This window comes from Azoarcus sp. Soil_N_20 (genome assembly GCF_057656155.1).
Genome location: NZ_JBDGKX010000014.1, coordinates 98735 through 117189 on the forward strand (window position 1 = coordinate 98735; position 18455 = coordinate 117189).

The window sequence follows — 18455 nt, forward strand, 5'->3', positions numbered from 1 at the left end:
GCTCACTGGCCCTTGAAGACGGCCTTGCGCTTTTCGAGGAAGGCGGCGACGCCTTCCGCAAAGTCGGCGCTCCCGCCACAGCGGCCGAAGGCCTCGGCTTCGCTTTGCAGCTGGGATTCGAGCTGGTTGGCGTGCGATGCGGCCAACAGGCGCTTGATCTCGCCATAGGTCTGGAGCGGACCGCCCTGCAAACGGGCGACGAGCTTCGCGGTTTCGCCATCGAGTTCGGCGGGCGCCACGCTGCGCGTCACCAGGCCAAGGCGCAGTGCTTCTGCGGCGTCGAAACGCTCGGCCAGCAACAGCAACTCGGCCGCCTTGCGCTGGCCGACGACGCGCGGCAGGAAATAGGAGGCACCGCCATCTCCGGAGAGGCCGATGGAGGCATATGCGGTGGTGAACACGGCGTTCTCCGCACACAGCACGAGATCGCAACCGAGCATCAGCGACAGGCCGAACCCTGCACATGCACCACGGACCTTGGCGATCACCGGCTGGTCGAGCCGCTGCAGGTTCTCCACCGTGGGGTTGATGTACTGCTCGATCATTGCGCGAAAGGTGACGCGCCGTGCCTCGGGCGACAGATGAAGATTGCGGCCGAAGTCCTTCAGATCCCCCCCGGCCATGAAGTGGTCACCGGCGCCCACGACCACCACCACCGAAAAGTCCTTGCGCACCCCGAGTTCGCGAACCGCAGCGGAAAGGTCCTGCATCATCTCGACCGACAGCGCGTTCAATGCGTCGGGGCGATTCAGGGTCAGCGTGGCGACACCATCGGTGATGTCGAGCAAAACGGTTCCTGTCATGCTGTGTTCCTCTTTGCTGTTGCGGACAACCGGCCACTGCCTCTGTTGTCCGGTATCGACAGGTTAGCGCGGAAGCGCAAAATGAAAAATGCCCGCCTGCCTGTATCGTCAGGCAAGCGGGCATTTGCATGGCTGCGGCCGCAGCGCAAAGGCGGCCGCGACGGCAATCAGCCGCCGAAGTCGTCGAGCATGATGTTCTCGCGCTCGACCCCGAGATCCAGCAGCATCTTGATCACCGCCGAATTCATCATCGGCGGGCCGCACATGTAGAACTCGCAGTCTTCGGGGGCCGGATGGTCCTTGAGGTAATGCTCGTACAACACGTTGTGGATGAAGCCGGTGTAACCAGTCCAGTTGTCCTCGGGCAGCGGATCGGACAGCGCCAGGTGCCAGGTGAAATTGGGATTCTCCGCCGCCAGCTTGTCGAACTCCTCGACGTAGAAGGCCTCGCGCATCGAGCGGGCGCCGTACCAGAAACTGATCTTGCGTTTGCTCGACAATCGCTTCAGCTGGTCGAAGATGTGCGAACGCATCGGCGCCATGCCCGCGCCGCCGCCGATGAACACCATCTCGTTGTCGGTGTCGCGGGCGAAGAACTCGCCGAAAGGACCGTACACGGTGACCTTGTCGCCCGCCTTGAGATTGAACACCCAGCTCGACATCTTGCCCGGCGGAATGTCGTCACGACCCGGCGGAGGCGAGGCGACGCGGATGTTGAATTTCACCACGCCGTGCTCTTCCGGGTAGTTCGCCATCGAGTAGGCGCGGATCACGGTCTCGTCGACCTTCGACACGAAGCGCCACATGTTGAACTTGTCCCAGTCGCCGCGGTATTCGGGCTGGATGTCGAAATCCTTGTACTTCACCGTGTGCGGCGGGCACTCGAGCTGCACGTAACCGCCGGCGCGGAATTCGACGTTCTCGCCTGCGGGCAGGCGCAGCGTGAGTTCCTTGATGAAGGTGGCGACGTTGGGGTTGGACTCCACCGTGCATTCCCACTTCTTCACCCCGAAGACCTCTTCCGGGACTTCGATCTTCATGTCCTGCTTGACCGGGGTCTGGCATGACAGGCGCCAACCTTCCTTGGCCTGGCGCTTGGTGAAATGCGACTCCTCGGTCGGCAGCATCTCGCCGCCGCCGGCCTCGACCACGCACTTGCACTGCGCGCAGGTGCCGCCGCCACCGCACGCGGACGACAGGAAGATGTCGTTGTTGGCCAGCGTCTGCAGCAGCTTGCCACCGGCCGGAACGGTGATGTTGCGTTCGTTGTTGATGTTGATGGTGACGTCGCCGCTCGACACCAGTTTGGAGCGGGCAGCGAGGATGAACACCGACAGCGCGAGCACGATCGCCGTGAACATGCCAATCGCAAGGGCGATTTCCTGAATATTCATGTCTGCGCCCCCTTTACAGCTGCACGCCGGAGAACGACATGAAGCCCAGCGACATCAGCCCGATGGTGATGAAGGTGATGCCCAGGCCCTGCAGCCCTTCGGGCACGTCGCTGTACTTGAGCTTCTCGCGGATGCCGGCCAGCAGCGCGATCGCCAGCGCCCACGACGCCCCGGAGGCCACGCCATACACGGTACTCTCGGCCAGGTTGTAGTCGCGCTCGACCATGAACAGCGAGCCGGCCATGATCGCGCAATTCACCGTGATCAGCGGCAGGAACACGCCGAGCGCGTTGTAGAGGCTGGGCACGTACTTGTCGAGCAGCATTTCGAGGATCTGCACGATCGCCGCGATCACGCCGATATACGACAGCAGGCCGAGGAAAGACAGGTCCACCTCGGGCATGCCGGCCCACGCGAGCGCACCGTCGCGCAGCAACCAGGTGTAGATCAGGTTGTTGGCCGGCACGGTGATGGTCTGCACCACGATGACCGCGATGCCGAGACCGATCGCGGTTTCCACCTTCTTCGAGATCGCGATGAAGGTGCACATGCCGAGGAAGAAGGACAGCGCCATGTTCTCAATGAACACGGCCCGGACGAAGAGGCTGATCAGGTGCTCCATGTCAGTAGGCCTCCTTGTTGATCACCTGCGGCGCCATGCGGAAGGTGGGTTGCTCGACCTGCTCCGCCTTCCAGGTCCGCAGTCCCCAGATGATCAGGCCGATCAGGAAGAAGGCCGACGGCGGCAGCAGCAGCAGGCCATTGGGCAAGTACCAGCCGCCGTCCTTGGTCAGGGCGAGAATCTCGACGCCGAAGAGTTTGCCCGCACCGAACAGTTCGCGGATCACGCCGAGCACAAGCAACATTGCGCTATAGCCCAGCCCGTTGCCGATGCCGTCCATGAACGACAGGAAGGGTGGATTCTGCATCGCGAAGGCTTCGGCGCGTCCCATCACGATGCAGTTGGTGATGATCAGACCGACGAACACCGAGAGTTGCTTGGCCAGGCTGAACGCATAGGCGCGCAGGATCTGGTCGACCACGATCACCAGCGAGGCGATGATCACCATCTGCACGATCATCCGGATCGAGCTCGGGATCTGGCTGCGGATCATCGAGATGAACATGCTCGAGAACGCGGTCACCAGGGTCAGCGCAATCGACATCACCACCGCGGTCTTGAGGTTGGAGGTGACGGCAAGCGCCGAACAGATGCCGAGGATCTGCAGCCCGATCGGGTTGTTGTGGAAGATCGGGTTGAACAGGACTTCTTTTACCGTGGGTTGCGACATGATCAGACCCCCTGGGTACGCAGTTTGGCGAGATAGGGACCGAAGCCCTGCTCACCGAGCCAGAATTGCAGCAGCTTGTCGACACCATTGCTGGTCAGGGTGGCGCCAGCCAGCGCATCGACCTGATGGGCAGCGGCCGGATTCGACGGGTCGACGCCGCCCTTGACGATGCGGATCGCCGGCTTGCCGGCCTCGTCGAACAGGGTCTTGCCCGGCCACAGGGCCTTCCACTTCGGATTGTCGACCTCGCCGCCGAGCCCCGGGGTCTCCGCATGCTGGTAGAAGCCGAAACCGACCACGGTGTTGAGATCGCCCTTGATCGCCATGAAGCCGTGCAGCGTGGACCACAGGCCGTAACCGCGCACCGGCAGAATCAGCGACTCGAGCTTGCCGTCCTGCTCCACCATGTACACCGTGGTGTAACGCTCACGGCGCTTGATCAGGGCAATGTCCTCGTTACCGGCCAGCTCCTCGGAGAGCTTTGGATCCCGGGCTGCCTTGAGCGGATCGAAGTTCGCCGGATCGTAGGCATCCGTATAGGCACCGGTCTCCAGGTCCACCACCTTGGCACTGATCCGGCTGGCGAACAGGTCCTTGACCTCGCGCGCCGACATGTCGGCACTGCCCAGGCCGGCAATGGCCAGGATGCTGCGCTGCTTGTCGAGCTGGCGGTTCTCGATCTGCACCGGCTTGAGCGAAACCGCCGCACCGGCGACGAACACCGAACTCACCAGACTGACCGCCAGCGCCACGAACAGCGTGCGGCTCGTCGATTCTTTCTTACTGGACATGGCGTGCCAACCTCCGCTTGATATTGGCTGCGACCACGAAATGGTCGATCAGCGGGGCACACAGGTTGGCGAACAGGATCGCCAGCATCATGCCCTCGGGGAAGGCCGGGTTCACCACCCGGATCAGCACCACCATGATGCCGATGAGCGCGCCGAACACCCACTTGCCGGTGTCGGTCATGGCCGCCGACACCGGGTCGGTGGCCATGAACATCAAGCCGAAGGCGAAGCCTCCGACCACCATGTGCCAGTACCACGGCATCGCGAACATGGCGTTGGTGTCGGAGCCGATGCCGTTGAACACCAGGCTCATGCCGATCAGGCCCAGCATCACCCCGGCCACGATGCGCCACGAGGCGATCTTCATGATCAGCAGCACTGCGCCGCCGATGAAGATGGCGAGCGTGCTGGTCTCGCCGATCGAGCCCTGCATGAAACCAAGGAAGGCGTCCATCCAGGTCAGGCCGCCGGCGACGATCTGCTCCACCCCGCCGGCCGCGGCCTGCGACAGCGCGGTGGCACCGGTGTAGCCGTCGACCGCGGTCCACACCGCGTCGCCCGACATCTGTGCCGGATAGGCAAAGAACATGAAGGCACGCCCGGTGAGCGCGGGGTTGAGAAAGTTCTTGCCGGTGCCGCCGAACACTTCCTTGCCGATCACCACGCCAAAGCTGATCCCGAGCGCAACCTGCCACAACGGGACCGACGGCGGGCAGATCAGCGCGAACAGCACCGAGGTGACGAAGAAGCCCTCATTGACCTCGTGGCGGCGAATCGAGGCAAACAAGACCTCCCAGAACCCGCCGACGACGAAGGTCACCAGGTAGATCGGCAGGAAGTAGGCCGCGCCGTGGACCATGTTGTCCCACACACTCCCCGGGTCGAAACCGGCAAACAGCGGGATCAGCGCCAGGCGCCAGTTGTCCTGGGCCGCGAGCAGCTCCGGATTGGCCGCATAGATGGTATTGGCCTGGCTACCGATGTTCCACATGCCGAAGAACAGCGCAGGAAAGGTGCACAGCCACACCGTGATCATCATGCGCTTGAGGTCGAAGCCGTCGCGGACATGGGCGGTGGTGCGGGTGACGCTGGCCGGGCGGTAAAGCGCGGTATCGACCGCTTCGTAGAGGGCATACCACTTCTCGTGCTTGCCACCTTTCTCGAAGTGGTGCTCGATGCTATCGAGATATGAACGCAGGCCCATGCTCAGCCCTCCTTTTCGATGCGTGTCAGGTTATCCCGCAGGATGGGGCCGTACTCGTACTTGCCGGCACACACGTAAGTGCACAACGCCAGATCTTCCTCGTCGAGTTCCAGGGCGCCGAGCTTCTGCGCCATGTCGGTGTCGCCGACGATCAGATAGCGCAGCAACTGGGTCGGCAGGATGTCGAGCGGCATGACCTCTTCGTAGTTACCGACCGGCACCATCGCGCGCGGGCTGCCGTTGGTGGTCGTGGTGAAGTCGAACTGGCGGCCGCCGAACAGCTTGGACGCATAGATATTGAGCACCGAGTGCTTGTTCACTCCGGCACGCAGGTAATGCAGGAACTCGCGCTCGTTGCCCTCCTGCAGACAGGACACCTGCAGATGGTAGCGGCCGAGATAGGCACAGGCGCCGCGCGCCGTGCGCCCGCCGAACACCGATCCGGAGATCACCCGGACCTTGCGCCCGACCGCGAGTTCGCCCGCGGTGAGTTCGTCCAGGTTGGCCCCGAGCAGGGTGCGCACCAGGCGCGGCTTGTCGACCATCGGTCCGGCGAGGGCCACGATACGCTCGCCCCACAGGCGGCCGGTCGCAAACAGCTTGCCGACCGCGATCACGTCCTGGTAGTTCAGGTACCAGACCGACTTGTGCGCATCGACCGGGTCGAGGAAGTGGATGTGCGTTCCCGGCAGTCCGGCCGGATGCGGGCCGCCGAAGGTCTCGACGGTGACGTTGGCGAGCCCCGCGCCCGGCACCTTCGCGCCTTCGGCGTGGCACAGGAAGACCCGCGCCAGACGGGCGAGCACCTTGAGGCCGCGAGCGAAGTCTTCGGCATACTCGGCGATGATCACCGCCGGATCGGCCGCCAGCGGGTGGGTATCGACCGCGGTGACGAAGATCGACGACGGGGTGGCGTCGACCGCGGGCACCTTGCTGTAGGGTCGGGTGCGCAGCGCAGCCCACAGGCCCGATTTCAGCAGGTTCTCGCGCACCTGCTCGGGCGCCAGGGTATCGAGTTGGGCGTCGGTGTAGCGGGCAAAGTCGATGGCGTCGTCGCCCTCGACATCGATGACTACCGACTGCAGCACGCGTTGTTCGCCGCGGTGGATGGCGCCGACCACACCTGCCGCCGGCGCGGTGAAGTCCACACCCGGCGTCTTCTTGTCGGAAAACAGCACCTGCCCCTGCCTGACCCGGTCGCCCACCTGCACCGCCATCGTCGGCTTCATGCCGTGATAGTCGAAGCCGATGACGGCCACGCTGCGTACCGGCCGTCCGGTCTCGATACGCTGCTCGGGTGCGCCGGTGACCGGCAGGTCGAGTCCGCGTTTGATTCGTATCATGCGTCTATCGCCCAATCACTCGTGAGAATGGTAGAGGCACTGCGACCCGCAAGACCCGCTGTTTTCGGGCTGCGGACAGAAACCCCGGATATACAAACCTGAGAATTATAAGAGATAGTTACCAGCCGATCACTTGCGGTAATCCGCCATAGGCCAGATTTCTTCTTGCATCAGCTTTTCCTGAAATGCAAATCGGGTGGCCGGCTTCCCGAACCACCCGATCTGACTGGATTTTGCTCCTCAACACATAAGCACTATTGAAGTGGCGTTTTTGCACCACTGGCCCAGCGCACGCGGACGCTCACACGCGCTCGAACACCCCCGCCGCGCCCATGCCGGTCCCGATGCACATGCTGATCATGCCGTAGCGCAGGGTCGGATCGCGCTGCATTGCCGCCATCAGCGTCGCGGTACGGATCGCACCGGTCGCGCCGAGCGGATGCCCGAGCGCAATCGCACCGCCCAGTGGATTGATCCGGGCCGGGTCGAGTCCGAGCTGGCGCGCCACGGCAAGTGCCTGCGCCGCAAAGGCTTCGTTGAGTTCGATCCAGCCCACCGCGTCCTGCGCCACGCCGGCCAGTCCGAGCGCACGCGGAATCGCCTCGACCGGACCGATACCCATGACCTGCGGCGGCACGCCGGCCACCGCAAAACTGCGGAAGCGGGCGATCGGGGTGGCGTTGTAGCGCTTGAGCGCCGTCTCGCTCATCAGCACCACCGCACCGGCACCATCGGACATTTGCGAGCTGTTACCGGCCGTCACCGAACCGCGCGCCGCAAACACCGGCTTCAGCTTTGCCAGCCCTTCGGGGGAGGCATCGGCACGGGGACCTTCGTCGTGCTCGACGATGCGCTCGGTGATGCGCACCGTGCCGCCCTCGCCCGGGACATGGGATTTCACCGTGTAGGGCATTATCTCGGCGGCGAACTGGCCACCCGCGATCGCGGCGCAGGCGCGGCGGTGCGATTCGACCGCGAAGGCGTCCTGGTCCTCGCGGCTCACCTTCCACTGCGTCGCCACCTTCTCGGCGGTCAGGCCCATGCCATAGGCGATGCCGACGTTTTCGGCCCTGGCGAAAATCTCCGGATTGAGGCTGATCTTGTTACCCATGATCTGCGGCATCGCGCTCATGCTCTCGGTGCCGGCGGCGATCATCACCTCGGCCTCGCCGAGGCGGATGCGGTTGGCGGCATCGGCCACCGCCTGCAGGCCGGAGGCGCAGAAACGGTTGATGGTGATACCGGGCACGCGGTCGGGCAGCCCCGCAAGCAGCAGCCCGATGCGCGCCACGTTCATGCCCTGCTCGGCCTCCGGCATCGCGCAGCCGGTGATGACGTCGCCGATTTCGTTCGGATCGAGGTCCGGCACCCTGCCCACGACCTCGCGCAGCACCTTCGCCAGCATGTCGTCCGGACGCACATGGCGGAAGGCGCCGTTGCGCCGCCCCACCGGGGTACGTACCGCGGCGACGATGTAGGCGTCCTGTATCTGTTTGCTCATGTCCATGTCCCCATCAGTTCCGCAGCGGCTTGCCCGTCTCGAGCATGTGCGCGATCCGCTGCTGCGTTTTCTCGGTCTTCAGCAGTTCCACGAACTGCGCCCGCTCCACATCGAGAATCCACTGTTCGCTCACCCGCGCATTGGTTTCCACCTCGCCGCCACAGAGCGCCGTCGCCGCCGCCTTGGCCACGCGATAGTCGTGTGCCGAGATGAAGCCGCCTTCGGCCATATTCACCAGCATCATCTCGCAGGTTGCGATGCCATTGCGTCCGGCCACGGTCACCGCCGGATGCTGCAACGACGGCCGCCAGCCGGCCTCGAACAGCGCGCGGGCGCGGCGGATGGCAACATACGGCAGTTCGTGGGCGTGGAACACGATGTCATCCGCGGCCTTGCCGAATCCGAGCTGTACCGCCTCGATGCCGCTCTTGGCCACGGTCGCCATGGCGATGGTCTGGAACGCGGTCTGGATGTAGGGAAACACGTCCCCCCCGGCTGCACGCCGGGCCAGCGCATCGGCCTGCAGCGCGAACTCCTTGCTGCCGCCACCGGCGGGGATCAGTCCCACGCCCACCTCGACCAGGCCGACATAACTCTCCAGCGCCAGCACCCGGTGCGCCGCGTGCATCGCAAACTCGCAACCGCCACCCAGCGCCATGCCCTGCACTGCGGCCACCACCGGCACCTGGGCATGCTTGATCGCCATCGACGTGTGCTGGAACTTGGCCACCATGCGCTCGAGCAGATCGAACTGCCCGGCGCGGCAGGCCGCGCCCACCTGTTGCAGGTTGGCGCCCACCGCAAACGGCGCTTCGTGCCAGATCACCAGTCCGTCGAGATCGGTCTCGGCGCGCGCGATCGCCTCGAGCATGCCGTCCATGACTTCTTCACCGATCGCATGCATTTTCGACACGATCGACACGATACCGATGCGCGCGTCCTGATCCGGCCGCCGCCACAGCCGCACCCCGGCGTTTTCCCACAGGGTTTCGCCACGGTCGGCGCGGGCCTCGCCGAGTACCCGGTCGGGATAGAGCTGGCGCCCATACACCGGCAAGGTCGAACGCGGTTTCAGCGCCGCATCGGCCACACTGAACGAGCCGGCCGGCGCATGCACGCCGTCACGCTCGAGCACCCACGCCGGCAGCGGCACCGTGGCCATCGCATGGCCGTGATCGATATCCTCCTTCACCATTGCCGCGATCTCGCGCCAGCCTGCCGACTGCCAGGTCTCGAACGGCCCCTGTGCCCAGCCGAAGCCCCAGCGCATCGCCAGATCGACGTCGCGCGCGTTGTCGGCGATCGCGCCCAGATGGACGGCGCAGTAGTGGAATACATCGCGGAAGATCGACCACAGGAACTGCGCCTGCGGATGCGGATGGGCGGCGAGCTGGGCGAACTTCTCGACCGGATCCCTGAGCTTGAGGATGTCCTCGACATCGGGAAAGATCTCGCCCCCGCTTTCGCGATAGTCCTGATGCGCCAGGTCCAGCACCAGGATCCGCTTGCCATCCTTGCGGTAGATGCCGGCACGGGTCTTCTGCCCGAGGGCGCCCTTGGCAATCAGCGCCTGCAGCCAGTCGGGCGATTTGAAATGCGGATGCCAGGGATCTTGCGACAGGGTCGCCTGCATGGTGCCGACCACATGCGCCAGGGTATCGAGGCCGACCACGTCGGCGGTGCGGAAGGTCGCACTCTTGGGCCGCCCGATCAGCGGGCCGGTGAGCAGGTCCACCTCGTCGAAACTCAGGCCGAGCCGCGCGGTGTGGTGCATCACCGCGAGGATCGAGAACACCCCGATGCGGTTGGCGACGAAGTTGGGGGTGTCCTTCGCGCGCACGATGCTCTTGCCCAGCCGGGTGGTGAGCCAGGCCTCGAGCGCATCGAGCATGGCCGCATCGGTGTCGGCGGTCGGGATCAGTTCCACCAGCGCCATATAGCGCGGCGGATTGAAGAAATGGATCCCGCAGAAACGGCTGCGCAGCGCCGCCGGCATGCCCTCGGCGAGCGCATTGATCGGCAGGCCGGAGGTGTTGGATGCGAACACCGCGCCCGGTTTCAGATGGGGGGCGACCTTTGCATACAGATCGAGCTTCCACTCCATCTTCTCGGCGATGGCCTCGATCACCAGATCGCATTCGCCGAGGCGGCCGAGGTCGCTGCCGTAGTTGGCCGCTTCGATGTACTGGGCACGATCTTTCGCCGCGAACGGTGCCGGATCGAGTTTCTTCAGGCTGCCCAGCGCCTTGTTGACGATGCCGTTCGGCTCGCCCTCCCTGGCCGGCAGATCGAACAGGATCACCGGCACGTCGGCATTGGCGCAATGGGCAGCGATCTGGGCGCCCATCACGCCGGCGCCGAGCACGGCAACCTTGCGGATGATGAAATTACTCACGCGGTTCTCCTTGTTACTGCGGGCGGCGCCCGGTCGTGCCGGACGTCGCGTTGCTCATGGCCCGATCGCGACCGCGGTGGAGGCTTCCCGCCACCGGCGCTCCCGACCGGGCGCGGCTCAGAACGCCAGCGAATACTGGGCGCCGAGAATCCATACGCTGGAGTCGTACTCGCCCGTCACCCGGCCACGACCGTCCGCGGCCTGGTTATTGTCGATCTTGGTCTTGGGAACGTAGATGTAGGCGGCGCCCAGGTCCACGGTCGACCCTTTGGCGAGCTTCCACTGTCCCCCCACGGTGAACCAGGTACGGTCGTTGTCGGGCAGTGCGGTCAGCCGACGCTCCTTGTCGCGGACCGGGGTCTGATCGTAGGCCACGCCGAATTTCAGTTTCCAGGCATCGTTGAGCTGGTAGTTGGTTCCGAGCGCCACCCGCCAGGTGTCGCGGAACTCCGCATCGAGGGTCTGGACCGTAACGCCGGTCAGCAGCCCGGAGGTGCGGACGATGTCAACCTCCTTGATCTTGCTCCAGCCGGTCCACGACACATCGCCAAGCAGTTCCCAGCGGTTGTCGAGCCTGTGCACGGCGCTCAGGATCAGCGTATCGGGCAGCTCCACGCGGGCTTCGGCCTTGCCGGTGGTCAGCGCCGCATTGGCACCGGCGGCGGGCCCCTTGACCTTGAGATCGCCTTCGAGATCATGCTCGATCGAGGAGCGATACGAGACCCCCACCCGGGTAGCATCCGACAACTTGAACAGCGCGCCGACGTTCCAGCCCCAGGCATCGGAGTCGGCATCGAGGATCGCGTGCGTCATCGACAGCGGGGCCGACACCACGGCCGCGATCCGGTCGTACTCGGCCTCCATTCGTTGCCAGTTCAGGCCGGCACCGATCGAAACCACGTCATTGACCCGCCACGCGATCGACGGATTGATGTTGTACGTCTTGATCTCGAACTTGATCGAGTGGGCGGCCCCCACCCAGTCATCGTCGTACTCGGTGATCAGCCCGAACGGGGCGCCGAGCCCGACGCCGACATAGAGATCCTTGTTCAGCGCCCACGACAGATAGCCGTTCGGAATGAACGCCCACGATCCGGCATCCTGGGTGTCGCCAGCGAGAAAGCCGGTCGCGGTCGACCCCTTGTCGTCGTACTTGAAGCTGGGCCGCACCGCCGACGCGCCGACCGACATCTCCCGCGCCTGGAGCTGCGTCATGCCCGCCGGGTTGAAGAAGATCGTACTGGCGTTCTCCGCCACCGCGGCGGAACCCGCATAGGCGTTGCCGATGCCGCTCGCATTCTGTTCGAGCAACTGGAAGCCGGCGGCGGACGCCGAGCCTGCACCCAGGGTCAGCGTGCCGAGCGCCAGTAGATGCGTCAGTCTGGTTTTCTGCATTTGAATCGTCTCCTCATCAGTCTTATCGGTACCTGCTCTGTAACCCCCGGACGCCGCCATCGCGAAATGTCCGGGTTGGGTCGTAGCGCCTGCACGGTCAGGTGCTACGCCTCACTCGGCCGGAATCGGCCGCTTCCTGCCCTTATCGTCCAGCGCCACATAGGTCAGCCGGGCTTCGGTCACTTTCACGACCACCGGGTTTTCCGGGTCGCGTTCGGCATACACCTCCACATCGACGGTCACCGAGGTGCGGCCGAGCGACACCACTTCAGCATAGAAACTGACGAGGTCGCCCACCGACACCGGCTGCTTGAACACGAAGGAATTGACCGCCACCGTCGCCACCCGCGACTTGGCACGGCGATGGGCGGGAATCGCGCCGGCGATATCCACCATCGCCATGATCCAGCCACCGAATACGTCGCCGGCGGGATTGAGGTCGGACGGCATCGGCATCACCCGCAGGGCGGGCTGGCGGCCTTCAGGCAGGGAGGTGTAAAAATCGGAACTGGATGTCATGACTCGATCCTATTGAACGGGGGCCAGCACACGATCGCCACGCGTCGAGGCCGTGCCTATCGGGGCTTTCCCCAAGTGCTGCTGGTAGTGCAGCGGCCCCCCGGTCCATGGCGCGAACCCGGTGCCGAATATCACACCCGCATCGGCCAGGTCGGCATCGGTCACCACGCCCTCATCGACGCAGCGCCGGGCCGCCGCGAACAGCGGGGCCACGATGCGATCGACCAGCCCGGCGGGTGCCGGAGCCGATTTCGCGCGCTCCGGCTTGTCCGCCGACCAGCGGTAATACCCCTCGCCCGTCTTCTTGCCGAGCTTGCCGGCGGCCACCAGCGCCAGCAGACGCGGCGGCGGCGCGGCCCCCGCACCGGCGAGGGCCTTGCCCGCCGCCACGGCGATATCGAGTCCGACGGTATCGACCAGTTCCACCGGCCCCATCGGCATGCCGAAGGCGACCAGCGCGGCATCCACGGTTTCCGGTGCAATGCCCTCCTCGACGCAACGCAGGGCTTCGAGCATGTAGGGGCCGAGCACGGCATTGACCAGAAAACCGGGGGCGCTCTTCACCGGCAAGGGCAGTTTGTCGATATGGCGAACGAAGGCGGCGGCACGCTGCAGCGCGACGGCGTCCGAGGCCTCGCCCTGGACCACCTCGACCAGCGGCATCACCGCCACCGGATTGAAGAAATGGATGCCGACCAGGCGCGCCGGATCGGCCAGGCCGGTCGCAATGTCTTCCAGTCTGAGGCTGGAGGTATTGCTCGCCAGCACCGCATCCGGCCGTGCGCGACGTTCCAGATCGGCAAACAGCGCACGCTTGGCCTCGATGCTCTCGAAGATCGCCTCGATGATGACGTCGGCGCGCGCCGCGCCATGCCCCCGCGGATCGGGGATCAGGCGGTCGAGGGCGAAACGCACCTGACGGCGGTCGCCCTTCAGGCGGCGGTCGAAGAGCTTCGCCGCGCGCGCGATCGCCGGTGCGATGCGTTCCACGCCCTGGTCCTGCAGGGTCACGGTCAGGCCGCGCAGCGCGCACACCGCGGCGATGTCGCCGCCCATGACACCGGCACCGACCACATGCACATGGCGCGGGATGAAATCGCCGGCCTTGCCGAAGCCCTTGAGCCGCTCCTGCAACTGATAGACGCGCAACAGATTCTTGGTGGTCGGCGAAGCGACGATGGCCTCGAGCGACGATGGGTGCCCGGTCGGCACCGCCAGCGCGTCACCACCGAAATGCGCCCAGATGTCGATGATGGCGTAGGGCGCCGGATAGTGCTCGCGCCGCGCCCGGCCGGCCACCTGTTTGCGCGCCCTGCCTGCGACCAAGGACCGCAGCGGCCCATTCATCAGCCTGACCATCCATGGCAAGGCGGCGCCGGCGCTGGCGGACCGCAGCCGCATGCGGGCCGCGTTCTCCATGACCCGCGGCGGTACGCAGTCATCGGCCAGCCCGATCCGTTTCGCCTTCTTCGCATCGACCGACTTCCCGGTCAGCATCAGGTCCAGCGCCAGCATCGGGCCCACGCGCTCAGGCAGGCGCTTCATGCCGCCCCAGCCGGGCACGATGCCGAGCATGACTTCGGGCAGTGCGAGTTTGGTGCCCGGCTCGTCGACCACGATGCGGTAGCGGCAGGCGAGCGCCAGCTCCAGCCCGCCGCCGAGGCAATGCCCGCGGATCAGCGCCAGGGTCGGGTAGCGCACCGCAGCCAGGCGCTCGAACAGGTCCCAGCCGCGCTTGACCAGCTGACGTGCCGCCGCGGCCGAATCGAGCCGGGTGAACTCGTCGATATCGGCACCGGCGATGAAACCCGCCGCCTTGGCCGAAGCGATCACCAGCCCGGCCGGCGGTTGCACGTCGAGCGCATCGAGCACCTGCCCCAGTTCCTGCACGACCTCGGCCGACAAGGTGTTGGTCGAACTTTCCGCCTTGTCGAAATCCAGCCAGGCGAGGCCGTCGGCGTCGCGTCGCAGACGCCAGTGCGTATAGCCAACCCGTTCCACCCCGCTCATTGCAGCGCCTCCACCAGCATCGCCCCGCCCTGTCCGCCACCGATGCAGATGCTCGCGACTCCGTGCCGTCCTCCGGTGCGACGCAGCACCTGGAGCAGATGGAGCACGATGCGTGCGCCGCTCGCACCCACCGGATGGCCGAGCGCCACCGCGCCGCCATCGACATTGAGCCGGTCGGCAGCGGGTGCGCCGGGCGCATGATCGATACCGAGATGGGTGCGGACGTAGTCGTCATCGCCGAAGGCACGCTGGCACGCGATCACCTGCGCGGCAAAGGCCTCGTTGAGCTCCCACGCATCGAGCCCTGCAGGGGCGAGGCCGTGGCGCTGCAGCATCGGCAGCGCGGCGTGCACCGGACCGAGGCCCATCTGCTCGGGCGCCAGTCCGGCCCACTCGCTATCCACGATCCGACCGAGCGGGGTCAGGCCGAAGCGCTCGACCGCGTCGGCCGAGGCCAGCACCAGCCACGCCGCGCCATCGGTGATCTGCGAACTGTTGCCGGCGGTGACGCGGCCGTACGGCTTGTCGAAGAAGGGCTTCAGTTTGGCCAGCCCGGCCATCGACGCATCCCGCCGCACACCGTCGTCGTCCTTGTATACGGTGCCGTCGCGGTCGATCAGCGGCACGATCTCGGCATCGAAGTGGCCTGCGTCCTGCGCCGCGGCGACGCGACGGTGGCTCTCCACCGCGTACGCGTCCATCTCCTCGCGGCTGATGCCGAACTTCCACGCCAGGTTCTCGGCGGTCTGCCCCATCAGCTGGCCGACGATCGGGTCGGTCAGGCCCTTCATGATCCCGATCACCGGCGCCAGGTGGCCGAGGCGGAAGCGTCGCAGCGCGGCGAAACGCTCGCCGCTGGTTCGTGCCGCGTACCAGCCCGAAAGCCAGCGCACCATCGCCTCGGAGAACAGCAGCGGCGCCCGCGACAGCGCGTCGACGCCACCGGCCAGCACCAGTTGCGAACGCCCGGCGCGGATATTGACCAAGGCCGAGTCGAGCGCCTGCATGCCGCTGGCGCAGTTGCGCATCACCGTCCATCCCGGCACCGTGAGCCCGCAGCCCATCCGCAACGCCACCACACGACCGATGTTCACCTCGTCGGGCGAGGGGCTGGCGCAGCCGAGGATGACCTCGTCGAGCTGGTCGGGTGCGAAGCCTTGGCGGGCGAGCAGTGCGGTGCCGGCCGCGGTGGCGAGATCGGCCGCGGCGAAGGGCCCCGGTGCATTGCGCGCCTTCAGGAAGGGCGTGCGGGCGCCGTCGATGATGAAGACGTCGCTGGTCACGCCGCCGCCTTCAGCGTCGGGGTGTCGCACTGTGCGGCCTTCAACCCGAAATCGAACGGAAAGTCGTCCACCCGGATCACCTTGTCGCGGAGCTCGCCGCGGCGCTGCAGGACCGCGAATTCCTCGGCGCTGATCACCCCGGCCTCATGTGCCTGCACCCACAGCGCATCGACGCCGCCGCCGACCAGCAGGCCGGGCTTGAAACGACCGTTGCGCTGCGCCCTCTTGACCTTGGCCTCGATCGGTTCGGCCTCGACCGTCGCCAACAGCGCAGCCTCCAGCGCACCGAGCGGTTCTTCGAGATCCGCGGGCAGATAGACGTCGGCGGTCAGCCGGTCGCGGGTGGCCGAGGGCTCGATCAGCGTCCGGGCAACCTCATGACCGAGCTGGTCGGACGGCACGAAATAAGGCCGCCCGAGCGGGAACACCACCAGCCGGCGCAGGATCGTCGCGAAGAAGCGGTTGGGGAAGTTCGCGATCACGCCTTCGAAGGCGTTCTGCGCGCGGAACATGCAATCCCAGATCGCCCAATGCATCAGCGGCGAATCGGCCTGCTGCCGGCCCTCGGACTCGTAGCGCTTGAGGGTCGCGGTGGCGAGATACATCAGTGACAGGATGTCGCCCAGGCGTGCGGACAGCTTCTCCTTGCGCTTCAGGGCCCCACCCATGGTCCCCATCGAGATGTCGGAGATGAAGGCAAACGCGGCCGAGAAACGGGTCAGCTGCTGGTAGTAGCGCCGGGTCTCGGGCGCAACGTCGGCCGGCACACCGACAAAGTGCGAACCGGTAAGACCCATCACCATCGCCCGTACCCCGCTCGATACCGAATACCCGATATGGCCCCAGAACGCGCGGTCGAAGGCTTTCAGGTCGCCCTGCTGTGCCGCGTGCATCTCGTCGAGGACATAAGGATGGCAGCGGATCGCACCCTGGCCGAACAGGATCAGGCTGCGAGTCAGGATATTGGCGCCTTCGACCGTGATCCCGACCGGGATCTGCTGATAGGCGCGGCCAAGGAAATTCTGCGGCCCGAGGCAGATGCCCTTGCCGCCGATCACGTCCATACCGTCATTGACGGTCTGGCGGGCGCGCTCGGTGACGTGGTACTTGACGATCGCCGACACCACCGAGGGCTTCTCGCCGAGATCGATCGCACCCGCGGTCATGATCCGCGCCGCGTCGCACAGATAGGTATTGGCGCCGATCCGGGTCAGTGCCTCCTCGACCCCCTCGAAGCGGCCGATCGCGGTCTTGAACTGGTAGCGCACCCGGGCATAGGCCCCGACCGCCCGTGCGGTGAGTTTCTGCATGCCGGTGTTGGAGCCCGGCAGCGAGATCGAACGTCCCGCCGCGAGACACTCCATCAGCATGCGCCAGCCCTGACCGGCCATCTTCGGCCCGCCGATGATGAAGTCCAGCGGCATGAACACATCGATGCCGCGGATCGGCCCGTTCATCCAGACCGCATTGAGCGGGAAGTGGCGGCGGCCGATGTCCACCCCGGGGTGGTCGTGCGGCACCAGCGCGCAGGTGATGCCGAGATCGGCTTCCTGGCCCAACAGATGCTCCGGGTCGTACAGGCGGAAGGCCAGGCCGAACACGGTGCACACCGGCGCCAGGGTGATGTAGCGCTTGTCGAAGCTCACCCGCATGCCGAGTACTTCCTCGCCCTGCCACTGTCCCTTGCACACCACGCCGGCGTCCGGAATCGAGGCCGCGTCCGAGCCCGCCCACGGGCTGGTCAGCGCGAAGGCCGGAATGTCCTGACCCGAGGCCAGGCGCGGCAGGTAATGCTGTTTCTGCTCCGGCGTGCCGTAATGCAGCAGCAGTTCGGCCGGCCCGAGCGAGTTCGGCACCATCACCGTCACCGCTGGTGCCGACGACCGGGTCGACAGCTTGGTGACCACCTGGGAGTGAGCGAAGGCGGAGTAGCCCTTGCCGCCGTACTCCTTCGGAATGATCATGCCGAGGAAGCCCTTGTCCTTGATGAACTGCCACACCGACTGCGGCATGTCCTGCAGGCCGGTCGTCTCCCAGTCCTTCACCAGGCGACACAGTTCATCGGTCTCGTTGTCGAGAAATGCCTGTTCCTCGGCATCGAGCCGGGGCCACGGATAGGCCGCGAGCCGCTTCCAGTCGGGACGCCCGGCGAACAACTGTCCTTCCCACCAGACCGTCCCGGCTTCGAGCGCGTCGCGCTCGGTCTGCGACATCGACGGCAACGCACGGCAGAAGGCCTTGAAAATCGGTGCGCTAACCAGGGAGCGGCGCACCGGCACGATCAGGAACACCCCGAATGCCACCGACCATGCTGCCAACGCGAGCATCGACGTCTGCACCGTCCATCCGTCGACCGCAGCAAGGGCTGCGAGCCAGACCACACCTGCCCCGAACCAGGCAAAAAGTGGCGCTCGCCCGTAGGCGAGCGCACCAGCCAAGGGAGGGAGGGAAACCAGAAACCACCAGATCATTGCTGTCTCCTTATTAACGCGGCCGCGATCTTGCCGTCGCAATCCGCCGTGTTC

Annotated in this window: 14 protein-coding genes; all 14 read right to left on the minus strand. The window is 65.7% G+C overall.

Features of this window, described 5'->3' with window-relative positions; translation table 11 throughout:
- Positions 1–2: 2 nt before the first annotated feature.
- The 14 genes from AC3A35_RS22375 to AC3A35_RS22440 all read right to left on the minus strand — a co-directional run bounded on the left by AC3A35_RS22375 (position 3) and on the right by AC3A35_RS22440 (position 18401).
- The gene (locus AC3A35_RS22375; RefSeq protein ID WP_487438626.1) at positions 3–803 is read right to left on the minus strand and encodes an enoyl-CoA hydratase/isomerase family protein; all 801 of its coding nucleotides are present in this window, start codon (positions 801–803) and stop codon (positions 3–5) included.
- A 167-nt stretch (positions 804–970) separates the two neighbouring features.
- Positions 971–2197: an NADH:ubiquinone reductase (Na(+)-transporting) subunit F gene (nqrF, locus tag AC3A35_RS22380; protein ID WP_487438627.1), complete on the minus strand. Its 1227-nt coding sequence runs from the start codon at positions 2195–2197 to the stop codon at positions 971–973.
- Between the two features lie 13 nt (positions 2198–2210).
- A complete protein-coding gene (gene nqrE / locus AC3A35_RS22385; RefSeq protein ID WP_487438628.1) occupies positions 2211–2819 on the minus strand; it encodes an NADH:ubiquinone reductase (Na(+)-transporting) subunit E in 609 nt (202 codons plus the stop codon).
- Position 2820: 1 nt separating this feature from the next.
- Positions 2821–3489 (minus strand): NADH:ubiquinone reductase (Na(+)-transporting) subunit D, encoded by a 669-nt coding sequence (locus AC3A35_RS22390; RefSeq protein ID WP_487438629.1) that lies wholly within the window; start codon positions 3487–3489, stop codon positions 2821–2823.
- A gap of 2 nt (positions 3490–3491) precedes the next feature.
- Positions 3492–4280 (minus strand): Na(+)-translocating NADH-quinone reductase subunit C, encoded by a 789-nt coding sequence (locus tag AC3A35_RS22395; RefSeq protein WP_487438630.1) that lies wholly within the window; start codon positions 4278–4280, stop codon positions 3492–3494.
- Positions 4270–5484: an NADH:ubiquinone reductase (Na(+)-transporting) subunit B gene (locus tag AC3A35_RS22400; protein WP_487438631.1), complete on the minus strand. Its 1215-nt coding sequence runs from the start codon at positions 5482–5484 to the stop codon at positions 4270–4272. Before AC3A35_RS22400 ends, AC3A35_RS22395 begins: the two co-directional genes overlap by 11 nt.
- A 2-nt stretch (positions 5485–5486) precedes the next feature.
- A complete protein-coding gene (locus AC3A35_RS22405) occupies positions 5487–6827 on the minus strand; it encodes a Na(+)-translocating NADH-quinone reductase subunit A (protein WP_487438632.1) in 1341 nt (446 codons plus the stop codon).
- Between the two features lie 301 nt (positions 6828–7128).
- On the minus strand, positions 7129–8328 hold the full coding sequence (locus tag AC3A35_RS22410; RefSeq protein WP_487438633.1) for an acetyl-CoA C-acyltransferase: 1200 nt from the start codon (positions 8326–8328) through the stop codon (positions 7129–7131).
- 13 nt (positions 8329–8341) lie between these two features.
- Complete coding sequence (locus AC3A35_RS22415; protein WP_487438634.1) at positions 8342–10723, minus strand: 3-hydroxyacyl-CoA dehydrogenase/enoyl-CoA hydratase family protein; 2382 nt, start codon at positions 10721–10723, stop codon at positions 8342–8344.
- A 117-nt stretch (positions 10724–10840) separates the two neighbouring features.
- Positions 10841–12118: an OmpP1/FadL family transporter gene (locus AC3A35_RS22420; RefSeq protein WP_487438635.1), complete on the minus strand. Its 1278-nt coding sequence runs from the start codon at positions 12116–12118 to the stop codon at positions 10841–10843.
- A gap of 111 nt (positions 12119–12229) precedes the next feature.
- Positions 12230–12637, minus strand: coding sequence for an acyl-CoA thioesterase (locus AC3A35_RS22425; protein ID WP_487438636.1), 408 nt, complete (start codon positions 12635–12637; stop codon positions 12230–12232).
- A 9-nt stretch (positions 12638–12646) separates the two neighbouring features.
- Positions 12647–14647 carry a 3-hydroxyacyl-CoA dehydrogenase NAD-binding domain-containing protein gene (locus AC3A35_RS22430; RefSeq protein ID WP_487438637.1) on the minus strand — a complete coding sequence of 667 codons (2001 nt, stop codon included), beginning with the start codon at positions 14645–14647 and terminating at the stop codon, positions 12647–12649.
- Complete coding sequence (locus AC3A35_RS22435; protein ID WP_487438639.1) at positions 14644–15930, minus strand: acetyl-CoA C-acetyltransferase; 1287 nt, start codon at positions 15928–15930, stop codon at positions 14644–14646. Before AC3A35_RS22435 ends, AC3A35_RS22430 begins: the two co-directional genes overlap by 4 nt.
- Complete coding sequence (locus AC3A35_RS22440; protein WP_487438641.1) at positions 15927–18401, minus strand: acyl-CoA dehydrogenase; 2475 nt, start codon at positions 18399–18401, stop codon at positions 15927–15929. The genes AC3A35_RS22435 and AC3A35_RS22440 overlap by 4 nt, the downstream gene beginning before the upstream one ends.
- Between the last annotated feature and the right edge of the window lie 54 nt (positions 18402–18455).

Coding starts and splice junctions, on each gene's coding strand:
- AC3A35_RS22375 (WP_487438626.1), bottom strand. CDS start 803: ATGACAGGAACCGTTTTGCTCGACATCACCGATGGTGTCGCCACGCTG.
- nqrF (WP_487438627.1), bottom strand. CDS start 2,197: ATGAATATTCAGGAAATCGCCCTTGCGATTGGCATGTTCACGGCGATC.
- nqrE (WP_487438628.1), bottom strand. CDS start 2,819: ATGGAGCACCTGATCAGCCTCTTCGTCCGGGCCGTGTTCATTGAGAAC.
- AC3A35_RS22390 (WP_487438629.1), bottom strand. CDS start 3,489: ATGTCGCAACCCACGGTAAAAGAAGTCCTGTTCAACCCGATCTTCCAC.
- AC3A35_RS22395 (WP_487438630.1), bottom strand. CDS start 4,280: ATGTCCAGTAAGAAAGAATCGACGAGCCGCACGCTGTTCGTGGCGCTG.
- AC3A35_RS22400 (WP_487438631.1), bottom strand. CDS start 5,484: ATGGGCCTGCGTTCATATCTCGATAGCATCGAGCACCACTTCGAGAAA.
- AC3A35_RS22405 (WP_487438632.1), bottom strand. CDS start 6,827: ATGATACGAATCAAACGCGGACTCGACCTGCCGGTCACCGGCGCACCC.
- AC3A35_RS22410 (WP_487438633.1), bottom strand. CDS start 8,328: ATGAGCAAACAGATACAGGACGCCTACATCGTCGCCGCGGTACGTACC.
- AC3A35_RS22420 (WP_487438635.1), bottom strand. CDS start 12,118: ATGCAGAAAACCAGACTGACGCATCTACTGGCGCTCGGCACGCTGACC.
- AC3A35_RS22425 (WP_487438636.1), bottom strand. CDS start 12,637: ATGACATCCAGTTCCGATTTTTACACCTCCCTGCCTGAAGGCCGCCAG.
- AC3A35_RS22430 (WP_487438637.1), bottom strand. CDS start 14,647: ATGAGCGGGGTGGAACGGGTTGGCTATACGCACTGGCGTCTGCGACGC.
- AC3A35_RS22440 (WP_487438641.1), bottom strand. CDS start 18,401: ATGATCTGGTGGTTTCTGGTTTCCCTCCCTCCCTTGGCTGGTGCGCTC.